A 24,286-nucleotide genomic window follows, 5' to 3' on the forward strand; every position below is an offset into this window, starting at 1 on the left:
TTGAACTAGGTGGACAGATCCACCTTCGCCTGCCGCCAGAGGGCCTCCTGCTCGCCCAGCGACAAGGCGGAAAACTCCCGGCCCGAAGAGGCCGCCAGCGCCTCCATGTGCCTGAATCGCTTCTCGAACTTGGCGTTGGCCCCGCGCAGCGCCGTGGATACGTCCACCCGGGCATGCCGGGCAAGGTTCACCGCCACGAACAGCACGTCGCCGATCTCGTCGGCCAGGTGGGCGGGATCGGCGCCTTCGTCGAAGGCCTCACGCACTTCCTCCAGTTCCTCGGTGAGCTTGTCGAGTACGCCCTGGTGGTCGGGCCAGCGGAAGCCGGTGTTGTCCGCACGCTTTTGCAGTTTCAACGCACGTTGCCATTCGGGCAGCCCGTGCCCGATGCCGGCCAGCGCGCTCGTGTCGTCGTGGCCATCGGCGGCGCGCTCGCCGGCCTTGATCTCATCCCATGCGCGCGATTGCTCGGCGAGGTCGGCGTAGCGCTTGTCGCCGAACACATGCGGATGCCGGCGGATCATCTTCGCGCAGATACCTTCGATCACATCCTGAAGTTCGAAGTGCTTCGCTTCTTCGGCCATGCGTGCATGGAATACCACTTGCAACAGCAGGTCGCCGAGCTCATCGCGAAGGGCGCCGTGGTCACTCCGGTCGATGGCATCGGCCACCTCGTAGGCTTCCTCGATGGTATAGGGCGCAATCGTGGCGAAGGTCTGTTTCACATCCCATGGACAACCGTTTTCCGGATCGCGCAGGCGCGCCATGATCTGGGCAAGGGGAGTGATGTCGGGGTGTGCCATCGGTTGCCTTGTTATTGGACGGCCAGGTGGCCGAGCCAGTCGAAGTTGGCATCGCCAACCGCCAGGAATTCGGGATTCACCAGTTCATCGCGCGTGTTGTAGCGGATGCGCCGGCCGGCGAGGTCGGTCACCTTGCCGCCGGCTTCTTCCAGCACGCATTGGCCGGCCGCGGTGTCCCATTCACAGGTCGGACCAAGGCGAAGATAGGCATCGGCATCGCCACGCGCGACCACGCAGAATTTCAGCGAAGACCCAAGGGCAAAGGTGTCATAAGCCCCCAACGGCTCGAGCATGCCAGCCAGGCGGCCAAGCCCGTGCGAACGGCTGCCGGCCAGCAGCGGCGGTTGCGCCTTGCTGCGAGCACGGATGGGTGCAAGGGCGGCGCCCGCGGCTTGCTGGCGGAAGGCGCCTGCGCCCCGCGCCGCAAGATAACCATCGCCGCTGGCTGGTGCAAGCACCACCGAAGCCACGGTGTCATGACCGTCCACCAGGGCGATGTTCACGGTGAATTCGCCATTGCGCTTGATGAACTCACGCGTGCCGTCGAGCGGATCCACCAGCCAGTAACGCTGCCATTGGCGGCGCTCATGCCAGCGCGCCGCGGTGGCTTCCTCGGAAACCACCGGAAGGACTTCGGCAAAGGTAGCCAGGCCCTCGACGATCACGCGCTGGGCAGCGAGGTCGGCGGCGGTCACGGGGGAATCGTCGTCCTTGCATTGCACGGCGAAGTCGCTGGCATAGACGTCCATCACTGCATCGCCGGCGCGGCGCGCCAGGGCGGCCAGCGACTCGAGCAGGTGCAGGGTTTCGTTCATGCCGGCTGGAACCTGCCTGCAAGGAACTCCCGGGCCATGAACAATGCTGCGATGGAGCGGCCCTCGCTGACTTCCTCGCGGCCGAGCAAGGTGTGAAGGTCGGACATCTGCCACGGCACTACTTCGAGTTCTTCCGGCTCGTCGCCTTCCAGGCGTTCGGGAAACAGGTCGCGTGCCAGCACCACATGGGTCTGGTGGGTCATGTATGAAGGCGACAGCGAAAGGACGCCAAGCGTCTTGAGCTCCCGCGCGCCATAACCTACTTCTTCCTTCAACTCGCGGTTGGCGCCCTCGAGTACCGACTCGCCGCGGTCGAGGCGGCCCTTGGGCAGGCCAAGCTCGTAGCGTTCCACGCCCACGCCGTATTCGCGTACCAGGAGCACGGTGTCGTCATCACGCATGGGTACGATGATCACTGCGCCCAGGCCTGAGCTTTTCATGCGTTCGTAGGTGCGACGCTGGCCATTGGAGAACTCAAGGTCGACAGCTTCCACGTGCAGGAAGCGGCTGTCGGTAACTTCCCGTGTGGCGTGGATGATCGGATGCTTGCTCATCGGGGTATTGTAGCGCCGCGCAATCGCGGGGCGGCGAGCGAATGGATGGCCGGTACGCCGGCAAGTACGCTGCGCGTGTGGATATCCAGTTCGCCGCCGTCAAGGTCGGTGAAGATGCCCCCCGCTTCACGCACGATCACCGCGAGGGCTGCGATATCGAGGATGTTGACGTCCGATTCAATCACCAGGTCGAGGCCGCCGCGCGCCAACAGGTGGTAATGGCAGAAATCACCGTAGCCACGGATGCGATTGGTGTCGCGGACCAACGCACCCAGCGCGTCCCATCCACTACTTGAGGTGAGGCTGCGTACATTGCCCGTTGATATCGACGCCTGGGCGAGACTGGACGTGCCAGCTACGTGCACGCGCTCGCCATCGAGCCATGCACCGCCGCCGCGCCGCGCCCACATGGTTTCGCAATACAGCGGCGCCTTCGATACGCCAAGCACCAGTTCGGGCCCGGCCATCAGGGCTATCTGGGTAGAGAAGAACGGCGTGCGCCGGACGAAGCTCTTGGTGCCATCGAGCGGGTCCACCAGCCAGGTCAACACGCGGTCGTCGCCGCGACCGAATTCCTCGCCATGAATGGAGGCCTCCGGCAGGGTGCGGGCGAGCACCTGGCGGATGGCCTGCTCGGCCTCGCGGTCGGCGACGGTGACAGGGGTGGCGTCGTCTTTCAGTTCCACCGCCACGCCTTCGCGCCAGTAGTGGCAGATGATGGCAGCGGCAGCGTCCGCGGCTTCCATGGCGCCGGCAAGTGCGTGATCCAGGGTAGCGTCGTCGATGATGCTCATGGCGCCTCCGCGGGCACGACGCCCGCATGCAGGTTGACAGGATAGCTGCCGTCGGCGGTCGGGCTCGCCCAGCGAGCGAGCACGCGGGCGAGCGCGGCATCGGCCTGACGTGGACGAAGGTTGGCAGCCAGCCGCCAGCCGATCGGTGCCACCAGCACGGTGCCCTGCAATGCTACCGGGCCATCGCCCTCGTCGCGCAATTCGCCGTGGATGACGCTGGCCATGCCCGCAAGGTCGGCGCGCAGGTCGCCAAGGTTCACCGCCTGGCCACGCGACATCACCGCGGCGTTGCGCCAACGCAGCGTGCCGGTAAGATCCTGCGGCCAGTTCGAGCGCAGGGTGATCGAATCGAAGGTGCCCGACAGGCGCCCCGTGGCGCCTTCCATGCGCCAGGCAGGCGGCAGCTTCAGGCGGCTGATGTCCAGATCCAGCCGGACATGGCGCCAGGCCTGCACATCGCCCTTGCCTTCCAGCTCGCCGCCGGCCGTCCCCGCAGGACCATGGAAATCGAAGGCAAATGCCAACTGGCCCAACACCGCGCGGCGAGAGAGAGTCCAGTCGACGCGGCCGAGAAAACGGCCCTTGTCGTCGCTGACGCTTTCGGCATGTCCCTGCCAAAGGCTGCCGCCCACCGCGTCCAGGCGCACGCCAGGCATGCGCTGCTGCAACAGGGGCAGCGCCCAGCGGGCCGGCAGCAGCCAGAAAATCGCCACGAGGGCCAGCACCGCCAACACCAGCAGCACGCCGATACGACGTTTCAACCACCCGCTCCTGTCACGTGGATCCTCTCCGGTGCGATCATGGGCGGATGAACCGCCACGTCTTGAACCCATCCAGCGCGTCATTGGCCACGCGCGACCTTGCCGTGCTCTGGCATCCCTGCACGCAGATGCACGATCACGAAACGATCCCCATGGTACCCGTGGTGCGTGGCGAAGGGGCGTGGCTGGTCGATGCCGACGGCCGACGCTACCTCGACGGCATCAGCAGCTGGTGGACGAACCTGTTCGGCCACGCCAACCCGCGCATCGGCGCGGCGGTGAAAAAACAGCTCGATACCCTCGAACACGTGATCTTCGCCGGGTTCACCCATGAACCTGCGGTGGAACTGGCCGAATCGTTGCTTCGCGTGGCTCCCCCGGGCCTCGAGCGCGTGTTCCTGGCGGACAATGGCTCGGCGGCGGTCGAAGTGGCGCTGAAGATGAGCTTCCACTACTGGCAAAACGTCGGCCACGGCGAGAAGACCCGCTTCATCGCGCTCACCGGCAGCTATCACGGGGAAACACTCGGTGCCCTCTCGGTGAGCGACGTGGCGCTTTACCGCCGCACCTATGCGCCGTTATTGCTGCACCCGGAGCTCGCGCCCTCGCCCGATGCCTATGAAGGTGAGCCCGGCGAAACACCCGTGCAGGTGGCGACACGCCGCCTGGGCCAGATGCGTACGCTGTTGGAACAATACGCCCACGAATGCTGCGCGGTGATCGTGGAACCGCTGGTGCAGTGTGCCGGTGGCATGCGCATGCACGACGCCAGTTACCTCTCGGGGCTGCGTGCGCTGTGCGATGAGTTCCAGGTGCACCTGATCGCCGACGAGATCGCCGTCGGCTTTGGCCGCACCGGCACCCTGTTTGCCTGCGAACAGGCGGCGATCACACCCGATTTCCTATGCCTTTCCAAGGGGCTCACCGGCGGCTTCCTGCCTCTATCGGCGGTGCTCACCACCGGTACGGTATACGCGGCGTTCTATGATGAGTACCGCAGCGGCAAGGCCTTCCTGCACTCGCACAGTTACACCGGCAATCCACTGGCCTGCGCCGCGGCGGTGGAAACATTGCGCATTTTCCACGAGGAACCCGTGCTCGAGCGCAATCGTGTGCTGGCCGCGCACCTGCGCGCGCGGCTGGCACCGCTCACCGACCATCCGCACGTGGCCGATGTCCGGCAGACCGGGATGATCGCCGCGGTGGAACTGGTAGCCGACAAGACAACACGCCGGCCCTTCGAGGCCGGCGAACGCCGGGGGCTTCGCGTATACCTGCATGGCCTGGATCATGGCGTCCTCCTGCGCCCGCTGGGCAACGTGGTCTATTTCATGCCGCCCTATGTGGTCAGCACACAGGAGATCGACCACCTGGTGGACGTGGCCATCGCGGGGATCGAACGCGCGGTCGCCTGAAACGAACCTACAATGGGCCGATGCGAACCATTCGAGTCCATGTGGAACAAACCCTCGCCGCCGGCAGCGAGGCCATCATCACCGGCCAGGCCGTCGATCACGTCGGCCGCGTCCTGCGCATGCAGGCCGGCGATGCGATCACCCTGTTCAACGGCGATGGCAACCAGTACGCAGGCCGCCTCGTCGAGGCCGGCAAGAAGGAACTGCGCGTGGCCGTCGAATCCACGACGCCGGCAGGCAATGAATCACCGCTGCCGCTGGTGCTGGTACAGGGTGTGGCCCGCGGCGACAAGATGGATTTCATCATGCAGAAGGCGACCGAACTGGGCGTGGCGGGGATCGTGCCCGTCACCTGCGAACGTTCGGAAGTAAAGCTCGATGCCGGTCGCGCGAAGAAGCGCCGGGCGCACTGGCAGGCGGTGGTGGTGGGCGCATGCGAGCAGAGCGGCCGCGCCCTGGTTCCAGTGGTGTGGCCCACCATGGCGTTGTCCACGTGGCTCGTATCGCTGGAAGATGATGGACGCCAACGCGTGGCACTGATGCCAGGCGTGGGACGCCGTGTAGGCGAACTCGCGCTGGGCAGCCCCGGGGCCTATCTGGTGGTGGGGCCCGAAGGCGGCCTGGGCCAGCGCGATACCGAAGCGCTGGCCTCGGCGGGCTTCATGGGTTTGCAGCTTGGGCCGCGCATCCTGCGCACGGAAACCGCGGGCCTGGCTGCATTGGCCGCTCTGCAATCGCTATACGGCGACTGGTAAGGCCTTCAGGCGGCTTCCAGCACGGCGACGAGTTCCGCCTCGATCGCTTCCAGGTCCGGGATCACCGCGGTGTCGTCGCGCACCAACACGTTGGCGCGCACGCCGAACGGCAGTTCCGAGCCATCGTGCGTAGGCAGGATCAATTCGGCGTTAAGCGTGGTCAGGCGGGGGAAACCCTGGGTAACCACGGCAATGAATGGCAGCTTCGGGTTGCCGCCGAGAGCCTTCAATACCGCCACGCGGGAGTTGCCGCTTTCGCTCGACGGATCAATCCCGGTGAGGGTGGCGAACGACACCAGCGGCACGCGCCAGCCGCGCCACGCGATGCGGCCGAGCAGCCATGCAGGTGCATGTTCCACCGGCTCCGGCGTAGACAGCGTAATCACTTCTGAAATCGTGGCGTTGGGCAGCAGCAGGCGGGCACCGCCGCTGGGGATCAGCACGCAACGGATTTCGCGCGGCAGCAGGTCGCTCATGGGAATTCCTCGATCAGGCGCGCAGCCATGGCGGCCACGCTGCCAGTGAAGCTTTCGATGCGCTCGGCATGGATGCCGGCGATGGTGGCCGACGCGCGGTCGCCCGGTTCTTCTGCCCAGACCCGTCCGCTACGATCGGCCACGGCCTGGCAACCGGCCACGCCATCGCGGCCACTGCCGACGAAGACCACCGCGGTGAGGTCGGCGCCGAAGGTCGCGGCCAGCTGGCTAAGGGTGGCATCCACGCCACCGGCGTCATCGCCGGTAAGGGTTACCTGCCCGTCACGGCGCAAGGCCATGCGATGACCGGGCGGCATCACGAGCACGCTTGATTGCGCGGCGAAGCGGTCGGCTTCGGCCACGCGCGAGGGAAGTGTCGTCGTGGCGGCAAGGCTACGAGCGAAAACCGCCGCGTCACCCTGCTGCAGCACCACCACCAGGGCGGGCAGGCGCGCGGGCATGGACGCCAGGAACAACCTGGCCGCGTCCTCGCTGTCCTGCGATACCACCAGGGCCAGCACGCGGCGTACGCTCGCCGCCGCACTGTCCAGGAACGTCTCGGCGAAATATTCACTGTCCGAGGCCCGGGGCGCCACGGCTTCCTCCATCGACACCAGTTCCAGGCCCAGGCCCGGCTCCAGCGACTGGTCGTCTTCGGCATCACTTTCCGGGGCAAGGAATTCCGCCGCGGACATCTTCTCGATGCCGAAGGGATTGGGTTCGGGACTGGCCATCGGCGCGGTCGCCGCATCGCCCGCTACCGGCTCCTGGTCATCGACCAGGCTCCAGTCCGGCGGGATGGACTGGGAGACCTGGGTGACCCGTGATTCGATCTCGGGTAACACGATGTCCTGGACCGGGGGCGGCTGGACACCGGCCGTATCAGCCTCGTCCATCGGAGCCAGGCTGAACCGGCCGGTATCGGGAGATGCAGGCGGAACCGCCGGGGCGGTTGCCGGTGCTTGCCCGAAGTCTTCTTCGTCATCCATCAGCGAGAGGCCAGCGAAATCCTCGTGCGACACAGTCGCCGCGGGGGCAGGTGTCGACGGCTGTCGCGCCGGTTCGTCGTGGATCGCCGGCGCGCGCGATGCGGTGTCGCCGCCGTTGTCACTGGCGCCGAAGAGATAATCCGGCTCCGCCTCGGTGTCGGTGGCGAGGTTCGCCAGTTCGTCGAATTCCGCACTAAGGGAAAGCGCATCGTCGTGCGCGGGTGGCCGCGGCGCCATCGGGCCGGCGTCGCCGAAGACATAGTCGTCGCTGGCGGGAAGTTCGGTGTCGAGGTCGGCTGCGAGGTCCTCGTTGAACACCAGCGGCGAAGCAGACACCGCTTCGAGATCCTCGTATTCGCTGGCGGCGGCGTTGCCCTGGTCGATGGCGCCATCCAGCTCCATGCCCTGGAAAGCCGCGGCTTCGTCGTCCTGGGACAACAGCGCCTCGAGTTCGGCTTCCAGTTCTTCGGACCTGGCCTCGGTCTCGGCCAGTGGCGCCACGTTGGCATGATGGTTATCAGCGTGCGTTGCCGGTGCCTGGGGCTCAGGCAAGTCGATGCCACGTGCGTCGGCCGGTCGCGGCGGATCGATGTCGGCTCCGGCCAGGAGCTTTGTCGCAAGATGGCGCGCCCAACGAGCGCGGTCCCAACCCTGAAGCCCGCGGGAAGCCGCCGCATCGTTGAATATCAGACGGGGATGGTCTCCGTCGATGGCATCGTAGAGGCGGTCGAGTTCTTCGTCGGCATCGTCGTCGAGGTTAACCACCACGATGTCGACGCCGGTGGACTTGATCTCATGGGCACCGAACGACGCCACGGCGCCTTCGTGCACGATGCGCGCGCCCAGTTCCACCAGGGCCGCGCGCAACTGGGAGCCAAGTTCCTCATCGCCGAACAACAGGGCGACGGCGACACCGCGATCAGCCATGCGTTACCCCGAGCACGTCGTTGATCTGCACCACCAGGTCGCTCTCCTGGTAGGGCTTGCCGATGTAGCGCTCCACGCCGATGTCGAAGGCGCGCTGCCGGTGCTTTTCGCCCGTACGCGATGTGATCATGATGATCGGGACATCGCGCAGGCGGGCGTCGGCCTTCATGTGCGTGGCGAGCTCATAGCCGTCCATGCGCGGCATCTCGATGTCGAGCAACATGAGGTCGGGCACGCGTTCGTGCAGTTTCTCGATGGCATCGACACCGTCCTTGGCCGTCATCACCTCGAACTCGTTACGCTCAAGCACGCGGCCGGTGACCTTGCGCATGGTGATCGAATCATCCACCACCATCACCAGCGGACGCACGCGCACTTCGTCGGGCAGCGCCGGCACGAAGGGTGTACGGTCATCGGCGGCCTGAGCGCGGCGGGCCACGTTGTGGCGGACCAGCGGGGCAAGGTCAAGGATGATCAGCACCGAGCCGTCGCCCATGATCGTGGCGCCCAGGATGCCGGGCACCGAGCTGACCTGCGGGCCGACGGGCTTGACCACGATTTCGCGTGAACCGAGTACTTCGTCGATGCGGATCGCAGCGCGGAGGTCGCCGCTGCGGGTCAACAGCAAGGGCTGCTGGCCTTCCTCGAGCACGGTGACCGGCGGCAGGCCGAGCAACTGCGGCAGGTCGTGCACGCCGTAGTCGTCATTGCCATAGGTGAAGTTCGGATCGGCCTCGGACAGGCGTGCCAGCATGTCTTCGGGCGAAATGCGCGCCACGCCCTGCACCGAGGTCATCGGAATGGCGAAATGCGACTCGCCGATGCGTACCAGGATGGCCTGGGTCACCGCCAGGGTGAACGGCAGGCGCAAGGTGAAAGTCGTGCCCTGCCCTTGGGTCGAATCGATCGACAGCGTGCCGCCGAGCTGCTTGATCTCGTTGGCAACCACGTCCATGCCCACGCCGCGGCCGGCCAGCTGGGTGACTTCCTGCGCGGTGGAGAAACCCGGGGTGGCGATGAAGGCCAGGAGCTGATCGTCGCCGACGCGTGCATCACGCCGCAGCAGGCCGCGTTCGATCGCCTTGGCGCGAATGGCCTCGCGGTCCAGGCCGCGTCCGTCGTCGGACACGCGGATCACCACCTCGGTGGCTTCACGGCTCACCTGGATGCGTACGGTGCCTTCCGGATTCTTGCCGGCGGCCTCGCGTTCGGCCGGCGACTCGATGCCGTGGGCCACCGCGTTGCGCAGCATGTGCTCGAACGGCGCCTTGATGCGATCGAGCAGGTTGCGGTCCATTTCGCCGTGGGCGCCGTCCACCTGCAAGGTGGCGCGTTTGTCCAGGTCGGTCGCTGCCTGTCGCAAGGTACGGCGCAGGTTCGGCACCATGGCGTCGAACGGCAGCATGCGCGTCTGCATCAGGCCGTCCTGCAGTTCGGAGTTCACCCGCGACTGCTGCAGCAGCAAGGTTTCCGATTGGCGCGTGAGGTCGTCCAGGATGCCCTGGATCGACACCAGATCCGATACCGACTCGGCGAGGGCCCGCGAGTACTGCTGCAGACCGGAGAAACGGTCCAGTTCCAGCGGGTCGAACGAGGCGATGCCCGTTTCGCGATGTTCCTGCTGGTAGCGGGCGATGATCTGCGCCTCGGTTTCGATCTCCAGCATGCGCAGCTGGCTGCGCAGTCGGCTCACCGTCTGTTCGTGCTCGATCAGGTTGAAGCGGAAGCCGGTGATCTGCTGTTCCAGGCGCGAGCGGTAGATCGACATCTCGCCGGCATGGTTGACCAGGGTGTCGAGCAATTCGGCGCGAACGCGGATCTGCTCCTGGGACCCACGCTGTTCTTCCTCGAATTCCGGCAGCAGTTCGGGCAGGTCGCGCGGGTCGATCGGCTCGACTTCAGTGTCGTCGTCGGCGAATACCGGCGCCACGACTTCGCGCTCGGGTGCGGCGAACACCGTGGGTTCGTCCTCGATCGGGCCGATGACACCACCTGCCAGTTCCACGAACGGGTGGATAGCGTGCGGGTCCAGACCAACGCTCTGGCCCTGGGCCAGTCGCTGGATCATGCCGTGGAGCTGGTCGAAACCACTCTCCATGGCACGGATGGCAACCAGGTCACCGTCGCGGCGGCCACCGGCCACTGCATCGAGCACCGCTTCCATGGCGTGGGCAAGGTCGCCCACCGGCGGCACGCCGGCCATGCGGGCGCTGCCCTTGAGCGTATGCAGGTCGCGCTGCAGGCCGGCCACGTGCTGGGGCTCGGTCGGCGCACCGCGCCACTGGGCCAGCACGCCGTCGGCGTGGTCCAGGATCTCGCGTCCTTCCTCGACGAACACCTCAAGGAGGTCCGGATCGATGGTGGACAGGTCGACCATGCCCGGCACGACCTGTTCGCTGGCGGCGGCCAACGGCATGGCCACCGGCTCCGGCGCGTGGACGTCCAGGTCCGTCGCCGGCGGCAACGCGGTGTGCGCATCAGGTTCGGCGGTGAGCTCGTCTTCCAGCTCCGCTTCGGCCACGAGTTGTTCGTCGTCGCCCGCCGGACCGGATACTGCGGTGGACGGCACCTCGTCGTCGCTCGACATCGGGCCCTCGGCATCGAGCTCGGCCTGCAACTGGGCTTCAAGTTCAGCTTCGAGCTCGGCGTCGTTGAGCGACGTTGTGTCTTCAAATTCGGCCGAAGGCAGGGCCATGCCATCGGCAAGCTCCGCCGATGCATCCAGGGGCAGGTTTTGCATCGACTCCGCGGCGGCGGACCCAGGCATCTGGGCGGCTTCTTCGTCGAGCTCGGCCATCAGCGCGTCCCACGCCGCAGCGTCGTCGACGGTCGGCGTGGTGATCGCGGGTACGCCAGGATCCAACGGTTCCCCGCCATCCATTGCGGCGAGGAAATCGGCGGTCAGGTCTTCGTTGACGTCGGCGGCGGCTACGCCAGCACCGGCATCGGGAATCTCCCCGGCCAGCGAAGCGGACACCGCGGCGTCGAAATCCGCATCGTGCCTGAGGGCTTCGAGGGCTTCGTCCGGTGCGGGCTCGAACAGCACATGCGCCACCTGGACGGCGGGCTGCTCATCGCGCATGCGGCTGATGCGATCGGCAAGCTGGTCGACGGCGGGCACATAGGGTTCGTCGTCGTCGAACTGGGCCATGATGTGTTCGACGAGGTCGGCAACGTCGCCCAGGGCGAGCACGCCCTCCGGCGACAACGACCCGCTGCCGGCGCGCACGCGCTTGAGCAGGCCTTCCATCGGTGCCAATACATGGATCAACGGCGCAATGTCGACCATGCCGATGGCGCCATGCAGGGTATGCACGGCGCGCAGGAGGGCATCGTCCACCGGCAGGTGGCCGTCGTCGGTACGGGCCAGCGCCGCACGGATGGTCTGCTGGTACTGGCCCACTTCCGTGCGAAGGATATCCAGCAATACGGGATCGATCGGCGGCAGTGCCGGACCGATGAACATCGCCGGCGGCGTGTGCGTTTCGTCGGCATGGACCGCTTCCATCCCAGTCGCAGCCGCCGGGACGTCCGATGGCGCGTCGGGGGTTGCGGCAGGTGCGAAGGCAGCCGTGGGGATAGCCTCGACGGTCGCGCGAGGCACGCGGCGGCGCACCTTGGTGCGCACGGTCTGGCGTGCGGTGAGGACATCCTCGATGCGACCTGAGGCGCCTGAAGCCAGACGGTCGGCGACGGTCATGATCGCCGCCAGCGGAGCCATCGGGGTGGGACCGCCGGACAGGGCGATGTGCAGTTCCGGCAGCGCGGCCAGGGCATGGGCGACCAAGGCCTGGACATCAGTGTCCGGCGCGATCGTGCCGTCGAGCACGCGGTTGAGCATGTTCTCGATCTTCCACGCGAACTCGCCCAGCAGGCGCGCGCCCACCAGGCGGCCGGACCCCTTCAGGGTATGGAAGGAGCGGCGGACCGGCACCAGCGACTCGCGCTTTTCCGGGTCGGTCATCCAGATGGCCACGCCTTGCTGGAGGTTGGTGATCTCCTCGAGCATTTCCTCCAGGAAGATCTCGCGGATCTCATCGTCGATGCCATCGACCGTCACCTGGAAGCCGGCGAAATCGGCCATGTCGTCGCCACCGACCTCCTGCTCTATCTCTTCCTCCACTTCCACCCAATCGTTGTCGTCCGAGGCGGCAACGTGGGATACGAAGGCGTGGCCAGAGGACGGCAGGGGCGCGCCGGCGGTTTCGGCCGCGGGGCTTTCGTTGAAGATCGGCGGCACGCTGCCGCCATCGGCCAGCAGGCCCACCGGTTCGTCGGCAGTGGCTCCGTGCGATGCGACGGCAAAATCGTCCGCGCCCGCATGGATGGCTTCTTCGGCCGCGCCCCGTGGTTCGGGCAACGGCCAGTAACCGAGCGCGGCAAGGCTCTGCTCGGTGACGTCAAGGATGTGCTCAAGGCCACCGCGGTGTTCGCGAGCAGCCTCCAGGTAGTACTCGAGCGCCGCCAGTGCATCGGCCAGGCGATCCATCTGCACACCCGACGGAATGCGGCGGTCCTGGACCAGCTCGTGGTCGACGAAGCGACCGATGCCCACGGCCAACTGCGAGGGGCGCACGGCACCGAGCATCTGCATCGCGCCGGAGACCTCGTCCATCAGGCGCGGCACCTCGACCAGCTGTTCGTGATCCCAGCTCGATTCGACGAAGCCGACGATGGCTTCCTTGACCTTGAAGGTATTGGCCGTCGCCTCGCGCATCAGCGAAGCGAGGATGTGGCGAGCCTCGCTGCGTGGCAACGGCGCCGGGCCCTCGCCCGGATCCTCGGCGGCGCCTTCGGCACCCAGGCGTTCGATATGGTCGTCGAGCGAGGCTTCGACATAAAGCAGGGCGCCGGCGACGTCGAGCAGGGCTTCCTCGTCGGGGGCGCGCATGCGCGTGGCGATCTCTTCCATGACGCGGCGTTGTTCATTGACCACGCGGCGAGGCACGGCCAGGGCGAGCATGCCCAGGGTGTCGCCCACGCGCTCGAGTACTTCCACCTGCGGGGCCAGCTCCGAGGGGTCGCCTTCGTGGCGCCGCAAGAAGAGGTCGAGCGCATCCTTGACGCGAAGCAGGTCGTCCTTGATGGCCGAGGCTACGGTATCCAGTAGCGCGCGGTTGTGGCCGGACATCGAGCCACGGGCATGCTCGAGCTCAGCGTCATCGGGAAGCAGGCCGTCCAGGCGATAGACCCGGCGCAATTCATCGAGACGTTCGCTGCCCGGACGCGCCTGGGCGACGAAATACAGCAGTTTGCGCGAAAGCTCGTCACCATCGCCGCCGAGCAGGGCTTCCTCGCCTTGTTCGAGCAACTGGCGGATGCACCGATCGACGCGGCCGATCAGGTGCCGCACTTCCTTCGCGTGCGCCTTAAGCACGCCACGCTCCAGGCCATCGAGCACACCGGCGGTGATCCACCACAGGCGGCGCCCGGCGATGGTGTAGCAGCGGGCAGCCAGCGAATCGAGCGTGGCGCGCATGCCCTGGAGCTGGCGATCGCCGCCCTGGCCACGGAACCAGGACAGCAGCAGTTGCTGGAAACGCAGGCGCAATGCGGCGATTTCGTCGCGGTAGAACTCAGTGGCATGCGGCTCGGTGGCGCCCGGGGCATCCATCGGCAACGCGACATCGAGATTGGGCGTGAACAGGGCCGATTCGTGCAGGCCGTCGACGCCACGGCTGGCGCGCAGGTCGTTGAGCAACGGCAGCAGCACAATGGGAACATCCCGATGCCCGCTCTGCAGGCGCTCGAGGTAGTCGGGCATCTGCACCATGCCGCGCATCAGCGCGGCATAGGCATCGTCGCGCTGGGCAACGGTACCGGCCATCAGGGCCGCCACCAGTTGCTCCATTTCCTCCACCACCATGGCCGCGCCATAGAGCTCGACCATGCGAAGGGTGCCATGCACCTGGTGCAGGTCCGCTGCGCATGAGCGCATGACATGGATGTCGGCCGGTTCGCTGACGTAGGCCTCCAGCGCCTGGCGTGCCTTGGAAAGCGCCTCGTCCAGCTCCGCCTTGACCCAGTTGAGCGTGGTGAAATCGTTGTGGTCCTGGAGTCTCATTGGGCGCTTCCGGGTGAGGCTTTTGAAACTCGGGTGTGGCTGGCGTTGCTGACGGCAAAGGCATGGGCAAGTGGGCAGGTGCCGACAGACACGCAGCGCTGGAGCGCACGGGCACGGCTGGCGGAAGCGAACGTATTCATCGCTTCTCTCCAGCAAGGACAATGCCAGCATCCATCCAATTCATGTGCGCCACATCCCAAAATTCGAAACCCGTGAGCGGTTGACCGGGTTAGCCCGGAAGCTTGAAGTTCGCCACCGACAGGCGCAGGTCGTTGGCCAGCTGCGCCAGGTTGCCGATCGATTCGGCCGTCTGGCTCGCGCCCAGCGAGGTCTGCGAGGTAATTTCCTGGATCACGTTCATCGTCGCGGAGGTATCGGTAGCCGCGACCGACTGCTGGCGCGCGGCGGTGGAGATGTTCTGAATCAGGCCGGCAAGGTCGTTCGAGACGCGCTCGATGTCGCCCAGCGCGGTACCGGCGTCCTCGGCCAACCGGGCGCCCGCCACCACCTCGGCCGTCGTCTGTTCCATGGAACTGACCGCCTCATTGGTGTCGGACTGAATCGTCTGCACCAGCGTTTCGATTCGTTTCGTTGCACTGGCCGAGCGTTCGGCCAGGCGCTGCACTTCGTCGGCCACCACCGCGAAACCGCGGCCCGCTTCGCCTGCCGAAGCCGCCTGGATGGCGGCGTTCAAGGCCAGGATGTTGGTCTGCTCGGCGATGTCGTTGATCAGTTCCACGATCGAGCCGATTTCCTGCGACGACTCGCCCAGGCGTTTGATGCGCTTGGAGGTCTCCTGGATCTGGTCACGGATGGAGTCCATGCCCTGAATGGTTTCGCGCACCACTTCGGCGCCACGCGAGGCAATCTGCACCGACCGCTGGGCAACGTCCGCGGATTCGGCCGAGTCGCGGGACACGGTGTCCATGGACGTGGCGATCTGGTTGATGGCGGTGGTGGCGGTGCTGATCTGCGTAGCCTGCTGCTCGGCGGCGTCGGCTAGGTGCATGGCGGTGGCCTGCGTCTCCTGGGCGGCCGCGGACACACGCACGGCGGTCTCGTTGATCGTGGCCACCAGTCGACGAAGTTCGTCCACGGCGGAGTTGATCGAGTCGGCGATGGCGCCGGTGATGTCCTCGGTCACCGTGGCCTTCACCGTGAGATCGCCCTCGGCCAGCGTCACCATTTCGTCCAGCAGACGGCCAATGGCCGCTTCGTTCTTGCGGTTCAGGGCGTTGGTGGATTCAAACCGCGCGCGCTGGTCGCGGATCTGGGTGATCACCAGCAGCAGGGCGAATACCGCGGCACCCACGGCGCCGAGCAGGCCAAACCATATGTTGGGGAAGAGGCGGGTGAGCGGCAGCTTGCCGATCTGGCCGGCGACGTCGTTGGCGCGCAGGAGCACGGTCTGTGAATCGAGCGAGGCCTGGTTGCCGGCGCGCTTGACGTCCTGCAGGTTGGGCGAAGCGGCCACCAGCTGCGCCACGGGATCGTTCAACTCGCCCCAGCTGGCCTGCATGGCTTCGAGGATCTTCTTGGCGTTGGCGTCGCTGATCGGCTTGACCGAGTTGTCTTCGCTACCGGAGGTCAGGCCCTTCAGCACCGCGCCGTAGAGCTGGGCGTCGCGGGACAGGCCATCGGCGGCCGGCTGGCCGGCGTCGCCGCCCTGCAGGATTTCCGACACGCGGCGGATCATGCGGTCACCCAGCAGCAGCTGGCGGGCGGTGGTGTAGGTCTGTTCCACCGAGCCATTGCGCTGCTGCAGGATGGTCAGCACCTCGTCGTTGCGTGCGTTCAGCAGCGGCATCTGGCGTGAAAACGTACCCGCGCGCTGGGTGGAATCGAGCACCAGCTGCTTGTTGGACAGGATCTTGCCGATGTCCGAATCCAGCTGGTTCCATGCATTTGTCAACGCCGCAACCGACTTGCCGGCCGCCGTGACGTTGTTGTCGGCATAGGCCGGCATGCGGGTTTTCACATCGCCTTTGTTCAGGCGCTGCACGGCCGAATCGATGGTATTGCGGGCAGCTTGCAGTTCCCGGAACGCGTCGGCGTTACCGTCGGAGGCTTCAAGCGCATCCTTGGCCGTCTGCTGCGAGATCACCTGGATCTGGGTAGTGAGCCCGACGGCCTGGCGGTCTTCGTCGTTCTTGGTGTTGAGCATGTAGAAATCGACAGCCGCGATGCCGATGGAAAGCACCAGCGCCGCGATCAGGATCAAGTTGCTGCGATCCTTCGCACCCCCTGTGGTCGTACTCATACTCACCTCGTCACACGCCCGTTATACGTCGATCCACATGGCAAGGCAGCCTACGTGGGCTGTCTTTACCTGCGAAGCGGGCACCCGCTTCGCCCCCTGTCCGGCATGCCGCTGCCGGCCTGCCCGTCTTGCCACACGCGACATGCCGTTCAGGCAGCCACGCGCTTGTATCCAAATTCCACTGCTATACCGCGGTCTGGCGGAAGTCCGGCGCGCGCACCAGTCGCGTCATGCTCAGCATCCCGTATTCGCGGTCACCCACCGTGACATTCTCCGAGACGAATCGCGTCAGGCGCGGGTCTTCCTCGGGGCCGGCCAGGCGGCGTTGTTCCTCATCCACCAGTCGCTGGCCGAACACTTCATCCACCAGCAGGCCCACCGTGCCGTTCTGCTGGCGCACCAGCAGCAGGCGGGTGCGCTCGGACGACGGTGTCCGGGCATTGAAGAGAAAACGCCCGAAGTCGACGACCGGCACCAGGTTGCCTCGCACGTTGGCCACGCCCATCAGCCATGGCCGGGTACCGGGCACGGGGGTGAGCGCCGGCGGCGCAAGCAATTCGTTGATCTCATCGATGCTGGCCACGAACGAACGCGTGCCGACACGGAAACCGATGCCGCGCCACAGGCTCGGCGCGTCCACCTGCTCCGGGGTCGCCGCCGTGTGCGCCAGGCAACGGCGCTCGTAATAGGCCAGGAGCTCGAACGGGTTGAAGGCAGCGACGTCGGTCATGGATGTGCCTTCAGTGCGGCTTGGGCAGCAGGTTGTCGATGGTGGCGAGCAGTTCCTTCTCGTTCACCGGTTTGGTGATGAAGGCCCGTGCTCCCTGGCGAAGACCCCAGACGCGGTCGGTTTCCATCGATTTGGTGGTGATCATCACCACCGGAACCTCGGCTGTGGCCGGGTCGCGGCTGAGCGTACGCGTGGCCTGGAAGCCGTTCATGCCGGGCATGATGACGTCCATGATGACAAGGTCGGGGCGGTTGGCACGGATGCGTTCGATGCCGGCCTCGGCATTGTCGACGCTGGAAACGGAAAAACCGGCCTTCTCCAGCAACGTGGTGAACACGCGCACGTCGGTCGGTGAATCGTCGATGATCAGGATGTTGGGCAAAGCGCTGGTTCCCCTGGTGTCGGGTCGCGGCCCTTAAGGCCACGTCCCCACGAAAAACTTCAATGACTTCGAAAGCAACGTAACCGGCGCGTGGCTAGCTTGCGATGGCGTAGCGCTGGATCGCGCCCAGCAATTCGTCGCGGGTAAAGGGTTTGGTGAGGTATTGCTCGGCGCCGACAATGCGCCCCCTCGCCTTGTCGAACAGGCCGTCCTTCGAACTGAGCATGATCACAGGCGTAGGCCGGAATTGCGGGTTGTTCTTGATCAGGGCGCAGGTCTGGTAGCCGTCCAGGCGCGGCATCATGATGTCGACGAAGATGATGTGTGGCTTCTGGTCGGAAATCTTGGCGAGCGCCTCGAAGCCATCGACCGCCGTGAGGACATCGCAGCCCTCCTTTTTCAGCAGGGTCTCCGCCGTCCGGCGAATGGTCTTGGAGTCGTCGATCACCATGACCTTCAAACCGGCCAGGCCATTACTGCGTCCGTTTTCGTTCACTACCGCCCCCGTAAACCCCACCATGAAGCCATGCACACGGTAGCGCGATTAACCCTCGCCCGACCGTGCGCCAATCGACGGACCGTATCCCGATGGCACGCCAAGTGACCGCTCTTCGGCGGTGCACCCAAGCGTCGCTGTTTAACGCCTGGGTACCGTGCCGTCAAGCAAAAGTGACCAAATGCCTTTGTGGCACGCTTTTGAACGGCCATCCCCTACACTTGGAGTTTGCCCCGTCGTCGGCCCTTATCGGCTGCCTTGGGGCCAACTTTAGCCTTCGGAGTGCCCCTCCCCATGCCGTTGCGCGTCGCGGTGCTGATGGACCCCATCAGCCATATCAAGATCGTCAAGGACTCCACCTTTGCCATGCTGCTGGAGGCCCAGCGCCGTGGCCATGGCTTGCTGTACATGGAACAGGGCGACCTGGCCATCCGTGACGGTGCGCCCATGGCCCGGTTGCGTCCCTTGAGCGTGCGCGATGACAAAACCTCGTGGTTCAGCCTGGGCGAGCCTGAATGGCACGATCTGGGCACGATGGATATCGTCCTGGCGCGCAAGGACCCTCCGGTCGATACCCAGTTCATCTATGACACCATGGTGCTGGAACTGGCCCAGGGACGGGGTTGCCGGGTGGTCAACGACCCCCGCTCGCTGCGCGACTGCAACGAGAAGCTGTTCACACTGCAGTTCCCGCAATGCATCGTGCCTACCCTGGTGTCCCGTGATACCAGGGAACTTCGCGCGTTCGTCGCCGAGCACGGCCAGGCGGTGCTCAAACCCCTCGATGGCATGGGCGGGCGTGGCATCTTCAAGGTGCGCCATGGCGACAGCAATCTCAACTCCATGCTGGAAACCCTGCTGGAGGGCCAACGGCACTTCACGATCGCGCAGAAATTCATCCCCGAGATCACATCCGGCGACAAACGCATCCTGGTGATCGACGGCGAGCCGGTACCCTACGCCCTGGCGCGCATCCCCCAGGGCGACGAATTCCGCGGCAACCTTGCCGCCGGTGGCCGCGGGGAAGGCGTGCCGCTGTCCGACCGCGACCGCTGGATCACCGCCCAGGTAGCTCCGGAACTGCGCCGCCGCGGCCTACGCTTCGTTGGCCTGGACGTGATCGGCGACTACCTCACCGAGATCAACATCACCTCGCCCACCTGCATCCGTGAGCTTGATGCCCAGTACGGCCTTAACATCGCCGGGTTGATGTTCGACGCAATCGAGGGGTCATGACCACAAGAGGTTCCCAGGGAACGGACCTGTTCGGGCCGACCCTGCTGTTTTCCATCGTGCTGCACGGCATCATCCTGCTGGGCGTGACCTTCAGCGCCTCGCGTCCGAAGGCCGGCTTGCCGTCGCTGGATGTCACCCTGGTGGATGTAGCCAACGACCAGGCGCCGGACAAGGCTGATTTCCTGGCGCAGGCCAACAATGCCGGTGGCGGCGAAAGCGAAAAGGCCGCGCGGCCCTCCGAACGCGCTTCGGGGCTGCTTCCCACCGATGCCCACGGCACCGCGCCCACGCGGGTGGCCGCTACCACCGCCAACCCGACGCCGGCCAGCGATCCACGGCTGGTCACCACGGAAGGCAGCAGCGATTTCACCGTGACCCGCAACCAGGCCAGCACCCGCCAGGACGACCAGGCCTCCGCCGAGGAAACCCGGCGCGCCGAAGAAATGGCCGCGCTCGCCGCCGAGGTGCGCGACCAGTCAGAAAAGTACGCCAAGCGGCCGAAGAAGAAATTCATTTCAGCCAATACCAAGGAATACGCCTACGCCGCCTACATGAACGGCTGGGTGAAGCGCGTGGAGCGGGTCGGCAACCAGAACTATCCTGACCAGGCGCGTCGTGAAAGCCTGCACGGCGATGTCGTGCTCACTGTCGGCCTCAACCGGGACGGCAGCATCAAGAGCGTGGATGTGATCGAGTCCTCCGGGCACAAGCTGCTCGACGATGCCGCGCAGCGCATCGTGCGCCTGGCCGGCCCCTTCCCCGCGCTGCCGCCAGACAAGACACGCGTGGACGAGCTGTACATCACGCGAACGTGGCAGTTTCTCCCCGGGGATATCCTGCGCAACCGCTAACACCCCGAGTACTTCGCGCCCCGCTACAATCCAGCCATGAACTCCCCCACCAGCTTTGCCGGCCAGTTCCTCATCGCCATGCCGGGTCTCCTCGACCCGCCGTTCGCCCGTGGCGTTACTTTCCTGTGCCAGCACGGCGAGGACGGCGCGGTGGGCCTGTTGATCAACCAGATGTCCGAGTACCGCCTGGCCGACGTACTGGCGCAGATGGACCTCGAATGCCAGGACGCCGAAATCGCCGACCACCCCGTGTTGATCGGCGGACCAGTCAAGCAGGAACGCGGTTTCGTGCTGCATCGCGAACCTGGCCAGTGGGAATCGAGCTATCGCATCAACGAGGCATGGTCGGTCACCACCTCGCGCGACATCCTGGTGGCAATCGCGGCGGGCGAAGGTCCGGCGCAGGCGATGTTGGCGCTGGGATATGCCGGTTGGAGCCCTGGTCAGCTTGAGCAGGAGCTGATGGAAAACGCCTGGCTCACCACCGAGGCCGATGCGCGTATCGTTTTCGACACCCCGCTGGAGGAACGCTGGAATGCCGCGGCGGGGCTCATGGGCGTGAATCCCGCGCAACTGGCCGGCTATGCCGGCCACGCGTGAAGGCATGGCCTGCCTGTTCGGCTTCGATGTCGGTACGCGACTGATCGGCGTGGCCGTGGGCAATACGCTCACCGCCACCGCCCGCGGCATCGCCGCCATCGCCGTACGCGAAGGGCAGCCCGACTGGACCCGCCTTGACGCCCTGCGTCGTGAATGGCTGCCAGAACGCGCCATCGTGGGCCTGCCACTCGATGGCGATGGCAGGGACCAACCCATGACGCGCACCGCGCGCCGTTTCGGCGCGGCACTGGCCGAACGCTGGCAACTGCCGGTGGAATTCACCGACGAAGGCCACACCTCGCAGGAGGCCTCGCGGCGATTCGCCGCCCAACGCGCGGCAGGGCTTAAAAAGCGCAGCGACGCAGGCACCATCGATGCCGAAGCCGCGGCGGTGATCCTCGAAGCCTGGCTTGCCCAGGCATGATGCGTACCCAACCGTCCTTCCCTGCCACGAGGGTTCCATGAGCCAACGCCTGCGCCACCTCACCACGCTTGCGGGCCTGCCCACCGAGGCGATCACCCGCCTGCTGGATCGAGCCGAGACGATGCGCGAAGCCTGTGCCCACGGCACGCGCAAGCTCAACCTGCTGGCCGGGCGCACGGTGCTGAACCTGTTCTTCGAACCTTCCACGCGCACGCGCACCTCGTTCGAACTCGCCGCACGGCGACTGGGCGCGGACGTGATCAACTTCGACATCGGGCTTTCCTCCACCGCCAAGGGCGAGGAACTCTTCGACACCCTGCACACGCTCGAGGCGATGCACCTTGATGCGATCATCGTGCGACACAAGGAATCGGGCACCCCCGAATCGCTGGTCAAGCACGCCATGAGCGGCGTGGCGGTGATCAACGCCGGCGACGGCAACCGCGCCCACCCCACGCAAGGCCTTCTCGACGCGCTCACCATCCGCCAGCACCGGCCCGACTTCGACCAGCTCACCGTCACCATCTGCGGCGATGTGCGCCATTCGCGCGTGGCGCGCTCGGATGTCCACGCGCTGCAGGCGCTGGGCACCCGCACCATCCGCCTGTGCGGCCCGGCCGCGCTGATGCCCGATGCGGACGAGCTGCCCGGGGTTGAAATCGGCCACGATTTCGACGCCGCCATCGAGGGTGCCGGCGCGGTGATCATGCTTCGCCTGCAGAAAGAGCGCATGGCAGCCACGGAACTGCCCGACGAGGCGAGCTACTTCGCCCGTTATGGCCTGGACAAAAAGCGCCTGGCGAAGGCCGGCAAGGGCTGTCTCGTGATGCACCCGGGCCCGATCAATCGCGGCATCGAGATTGCCCCGGATGTGGCCGATGGCGCGCAGTCGCGCATCCTGGAGCAGGTGGGCAATGGCGTGTTCGTACGCATGGCGGTACTGGCTGAAGTGCTTGGACGCTGAACAAAGCTCATCTTTGCCCGTTTTTGTCGCCTTGGCTCCACTTCTTACGGGCATAATGGGCCTTCGCTCCCGGCTGTGCCGGGCAGCCAACGACACCGATATGGGGAAAGGAACGTGAAGATGCGACCGACGAAGCGACTCATTGCGCTTGGCCTGGCCACCGCCCTGCTGGCTGCCTGCGGCCATAAGGACAAGGACGCGCCACTGGCCTTCGTGCCAGCCGATACCCCCTACGTGTTCGCCAACATCGAAGCGCCGTCAGACGACGTGCGCAACGCGGCCTACAACCAGTGGAACCTGCAGCTTCCCGGGCAGATCGCGCAGCTGAAGACGCTGGCCGACAGCCAGCAGACGGTCGGCCACGTCAACAACGCCAACCTGCTGCGCGCACTGGTGAAGGAGGTCGAGGGTAAGAAGGCCCAGGACGTCGTCGCCGGCCTGGGCATGGATCCGAAGGGCAAGATGGCGTTCTACGGCCTGGGCCTGGCGCCCGTGCTGCGCGCGGACCTCGCCGATCCCAAGGCCTTCAATGCCTTCATCGATCGCATGGAAGCCGCCTACGGCCAGAAATTCGACGTAGCCAAGGTGGGTGACCAGTCTTATCGCAAGGCCGTGTCGGCGGAATCGGGCACCGAGGTGGTGCTGGCCGTCGTCGGCAAGCAAATGGTCGCCACCCTGCTGCCCTCGGACGCTGCCGAACCGCAGCTGCGCCAGGCACTGGGCCTGGACCGTCCGGAAAAGAACCTGCAGGACGATGGCCGCCTGGAGAAGATCGCCAAGGACAAGGGCTACGAGAAATTCGCCGTCGGCGCCGTGGACATCGCCCACCTGCTGCCTCTGATGGCAAGCGGCAAGGATCCCCTCTTCGCCGCCATGGTGCGCCAGAAGATGCAGACCGATGCTGCCAAGACCGGCGAGCCGGTCACCGCCCAGGCCAACCCCTTCCCGCCGTCGTGCGAAGCCGATGCCACGCGCATCGCCGCCCGCTTCCCATCGGCCACCTTCGGCTACACCCGGATCGACGCCACCCACCAGGAGACGCGCTTCGACATCGCGCTTGCACCGGACATCACCCAGGTGTTCTCGGGCCTTGAAGTGGAGGTGCCGGGACTGGGCAAGGACTCCGACGCCCCGTTCGACTTTGCCCTGGCCCTGCCGGTGAAGCAGATGCGCGAATTCTGGACGGCCCAGGCCGACGCCGTCGCTGCCAAGCCGTTCCAGTGCCCGGCACTGGCCGGCCTGAACGAGACTTTCGCCAAGGTGGGCCCGGCCATGCAGCAAGCGGCCATCCCGCCGTTCGGCGACCTGCGCGGCGTCCGCATCACGCTCGACAGCTTCAGCATGCCGCCGGCCGACAAGGCCGGGCAGATCCCCTCCATCACCGGCCGCCTGCTGATCGCCACCAGCAACCCCGCGGGCCTGGTGGCCATGGGCAGCGCGGTGATGCCGTCCCTGGCCCAGGTCAAGCTGACGCCCGATGGCAAGCCCGTCGCCCTGCCGGCCGAGATGACGGCGATGGCCGGCGGCCCCGGCTTCGCCGCGATGACCGACAAAGCCGTAGCCATCGGCATCGGCGCCGGCCAGGACGCCAAGCTTGGCGACATGCTCAAGGACACCCTCGGCGACAAGGGCCGCCAGATGCGCGTGCATCTGAACGGCGACATGTACCGCACGTGGATCGACGTCATGGCCGACAAGGCCGACGCCATGAGCGCCGCTGGCATCGGCATCGACCCCACCGCGGACCCGGCCACGGCCGACAAAGCGCGCGCCGATGCCGCTGCCCGATCCAAGGCCCAGTTCGACACCATGCGGGCGCAAGCCCAGCGCATCGTGCAGCTGTCCGGCGACGTCCTGGTAGACGGCAACGGTCTGGTCATCACCAGCAAGGCCGAAACCAAGTAATCGTGCAGTCCGTCGTGTAGCGAAAAAGGGCGCCTTTGTGGCGCCCTTTTTCTTGGCTCGGGCGTGGTCGCAGGAGCCGGGGGCC

The 24,286-nt window shown here is 66.0% G+C and carries 20 protein-coding genes; 8 read left to right on the forward strand and 12 right to left on the reverse strand.

Annotation, left to right across the window (positions count from 1 at the left end; translation table 11 throughout):
- Positions 1–5: 5 nt before the first annotated feature.
- From mazG to VGM61_RS03965, 5 genes are read right to left on the reverse strand one after another with little or no spacing between them, the layout of a single operon-like run.
- Positions 6–803 (reverse strand): nucleoside triphosphate pyrophosphohydrolase, encoded by a 798-nt coding sequence (gene mazG, locus VGM61_RS03945; RefSeq protein ID WP_331521424.1) that lies wholly within the window; start codon positions 801–803, stop codon positions 6–8.
- 11 nt (positions 804–814) lie between these two features.
- Entirely contained in the window at positions 815–1,618 is an 804-nt protein-coding gene (cysQ, locus tag VGM61_RS03950) for a 3'(2'),5'-bisphosphate nucleotidase CysQ (protein WP_331521425.1), read from the reverse strand.
- Positions 1,615–2,172, reverse strand: a complete 558-nt coding sequence (nudE, locus tag VGM61_RS03955; protein WP_331521426.1) for an ADP compounds hydrolase NudE — start codon at positions 2,170–2,172, stop codon at positions 1,615–1,617. Before nudE ends, cysQ begins: the two co-directional genes overlap by 4 nt.
- A complete protein-coding gene (locus VGM61_RS03960; protein ID WP_331521427.1) occupies positions 2,169–2,966 on the reverse strand; it encodes an inositol monophosphatase family protein in 798 nt (265 codons plus the stop codon). Before VGM61_RS03960 ends, nudE begins: the two co-directional genes overlap by 4 nt.
- Positions 2,963–3,727, reverse strand: coding sequence for a type II secretion system protein N (locus VGM61_RS03965; protein ID WP_331521428.1), 765 nt, complete (start codon positions 3,725–3,727; stop codon positions 2,963–2,965). Before VGM61_RS03965 ends, VGM61_RS03960 begins: the two co-directional genes overlap by 4 nt.
- A gap of 47 nt (positions 3,728–3,774) precedes the next feature.
- Here VGM61_RS03965 and VGM61_RS03970 point away from each other — a divergent pair, with 47 nt between their 5' ends.
- Complete coding sequence (locus tag VGM61_RS03970; RefSeq protein WP_331521429.1) at positions 3,775–5,142, forward strand: adenosylmethionine--8-amino-7-oxononanoate transaminase; 1,368 nt, start codon at positions 3,775–3,777, stop codon at positions 5,140–5,142.
- Positions 5,143–5,162: 20 nt separating this feature from the next.
- Positions 5,163–5,897, forward strand: a complete 735-nt coding sequence (locus VGM61_RS03975; protein ID WP_331521430.1) for a 16S rRNA (uracil(1498)-N(3))-methyltransferase — start codon at positions 5,163–5,165, stop codon at positions 5,895–5,897.
- A 5-nt stretch (positions 5,898–5,902) separates the two neighbouring features.
- Here the strand turns inward: VGM61_RS03975 and VGM61_RS03980 are convergent, their stop codons facing one another.
- The 7 genes from VGM61_RS03980 to pilG all read right to left on the reverse strand — a co-directional run bounded on the left by VGM61_RS03980 (position 5,903) and on the right by pilG (position 18,176).
- Positions 5,903–6,373, reverse strand: coding sequence for a chemotaxis protein CheW (locus VGM61_RS03980; protein ID WP_331521431.1), 471 nt, complete (start codon positions 6,371–6,373; stop codon positions 5,903–5,905).
- Positions 6,370–8,289: a chemotaxis protein CheB gene (locus tag VGM61_RS03985; RefSeq protein WP_331521432.1), complete on the reverse strand. Its 1,920-nt coding sequence runs from the start codon at positions 8,287–8,289 to the stop codon at positions 6,370–6,372. Before VGM61_RS03985 ends, VGM61_RS03980 begins: the two co-directional genes overlap by 4 nt.
- Entirely contained in the window at positions 8,282–14,353 is a 6,072-nt protein-coding gene (locus VGM61_RS03990; protein WP_331521433.1) for an Hpt domain-containing protein, read from the reverse strand. Before VGM61_RS03990 ends, VGM61_RS03985 begins: the two co-directional genes overlap by 8 nt.
- A gap of 229 nt (positions 14,354–14,582) precedes the next feature.
- Positions 14,583–16,613 (reverse strand): methyl-accepting chemotaxis protein, encoded by a 2,031-nt coding sequence (locus tag VGM61_RS03995; protein ID WP_331521434.1) that lies wholly within the window; start codon positions 16,611–16,613, stop codon positions 14,583–14,585.
- A gap of 184 nt (positions 16,614–16,797) precedes the next feature.
- Positions 16,798–17,343: a chemotaxis protein CheW gene (locus tag VGM61_RS04000; RefSeq protein WP_331521435.1), complete on the reverse strand. Its 546-nt coding sequence runs from the start codon at positions 17,341–17,343 to the stop codon at positions 16,798–16,800.
- 10 nt (positions 17,344–17,353) lie between these two features.
- A complete protein-coding gene (locus VGM61_RS04005) occupies positions 17,354–17,725 on the reverse strand; it encodes a response regulator (RefSeq protein WP_331521436.1) in 372 nt (123 codons plus the stop codon).
- Positions 17,726–17,819: 94 nt separating this feature from the next.
- Positions 17,820–18,176 carry a twitching motility response regulator PilG gene (gene pilG / locus VGM61_RS04010; RefSeq protein ID WP_250625889.1) on the reverse strand — a complete coding sequence of 119 codons (357 nt, stop codon included), beginning with the start codon at positions 18,174–18,176 and terminating at the stop codon, positions 17,820–17,822.
- A 339-nt stretch (positions 18,177–18,515) separates the two neighbouring features.
- On the opposite strand from pilG, the gene gshB reads away from it, so the two are divergent.
- The 6 genes from gshB to VGM61_RS04040 all read left to right on the forward strand — a co-directional run bounded on the left by gshB (position 18,516) and on the right by VGM61_RS04040 (position 24,201).
- Positions 18,516–19,457, forward strand: coding sequence for a glutathione synthase (gene gshB, locus VGM61_RS04015; protein ID WP_331521438.1), 942 nt, complete (start codon positions 18,516–18,518; stop codon positions 19,455–19,457).
- On the forward strand, positions 19,454–20,308 hold the full coding sequence (locus tag VGM61_RS04020) for an energy transducer TonB (RefSeq protein WP_331521439.1): 855 nt from the start codon (positions 19,454–19,456) through the stop codon (positions 20,306–20,308). Before gshB ends, VGM61_RS04020 begins: the two co-directional genes overlap by 4 nt.
- 36 nt (positions 20,309–20,344) lie before the next feature.
- A complete protein-coding gene (locus tag VGM61_RS04025; protein ID WP_331521440.1) occupies positions 20,345–20,908 on the forward strand; it encodes a YqgE/AlgH family protein in 564 nt (187 codons plus the stop codon).
- A 4-nt stretch (positions 20,909–20,912) separates the two neighbouring features.
- Positions 20,913–21,332 carry a Holliday junction resolvase RuvX gene (ruvX, locus tag VGM61_RS04030; RefSeq protein WP_331521441.1) on the forward strand — a complete coding sequence of 140 codons (420 nt, stop codon included), beginning with the start codon at positions 20,913–20,915 and terminating at the stop codon, positions 21,330–21,332.
- Between the two features lie 37 nt (positions 21,333–21,369).
- Positions 21,370–22,296: an aspartate carbamoyltransferase catalytic subunit gene (locus VGM61_RS04035; protein ID WP_331521442.1), complete on the forward strand. Its 927-nt coding sequence runs from the start codon at positions 21,370–21,372 to the stop codon at positions 22,294–22,296.
- A gap of 120 nt (positions 22,297–22,416) precedes the next feature.
- Entirely contained in the window at positions 22,417–24,201 is a 1,785-nt protein-coding gene (locus VGM61_RS04040; protein WP_331521443.1) for a hypothetical protein, read from the forward strand.
- Positions 24,202–24,286: the final 85 nt, after the last annotated feature.

The sequence above is a fragment of the Pinirhizobacter sp. genome (assembly GCF_036499745.1).
Taxonomy (GTDB): Bacteria; Pseudomonadota; Gammaproteobacteria; order Xanthomonadales; family Rhodanobacteraceae; genus Pinirhizobacter.